Origin of the sequence: Herbiconiux daphne (genome assembly GCF_024979295.1) — a bacterium.
In the GTDB taxonomy this organism is placed as follows: domain Bacteria; phylum Actinomycetota; class Actinomycetes; order Actinomycetales; family Microbacteriaceae; genus Herbiconiux; species Herbiconiux daphnes.
Map to the genome: position 1 here is coordinate 1 of NZ_JANLCJ010000747.1, position 537 is coordinate 537.

Annotated in this window: 1 protein-coding gene; it reads left to right on the plus strand. The window is 35.9% G+C overall.

All coding sequences use genetic code 11. The annotated features are described in order from the left end of the window. Window positions 1–87 precede the first annotated feature (87 nt). The coding region (locus N1032_RS27475) for a hypothetical protein (protein WP_259543895.1) at window positions 88–537 on the plus strand (450 nt) is incomplete at its 3' end.

Here is a 537-nt window from a genome sequence, read left to right on the forward strand (position 1 = left end):
ACACATCCCTCAAACAAAATTCTTCATCCTTAATAAAAGTAACGCTAAAGATGTGCGGAGGTTGATAGACAGATTTCTAAAGGAAGAATGATGGATATTGATAATATTGACATTGATTCTCTGCCTGAACATATCAAGTGGGAAATCATTGATTTACTCGAAGAGCGTGATAAGGTTATTAAGTATAATCGTATTAACAACTTCGAACCATATCCTTTTCAAAAGGATTTTTATAAAGCCTCAAAAAAGTTTAAACGTCGGTTTCTATGTGCAGCCAACCGTGTTGGTAAATCATATAGTGAAGCTGTAGAAGTGACTTATCATTTGACTGGTTTATACCCTTCTTGGTGGGAAGGGCACAGATTTGACCATCCAATCCTTTGTTGGGCTGTAGGTATTACAGGTGACTCAACACGTAAAGTTCTTCAGAATGAATTATTCGGTACATCACTGGGTAAAGATAAAGATGAACTTGGGACTGGCTCAATCCCTAGAGATTTAATAGATTTTGATAATCTAGAAAAAGATGGACACATT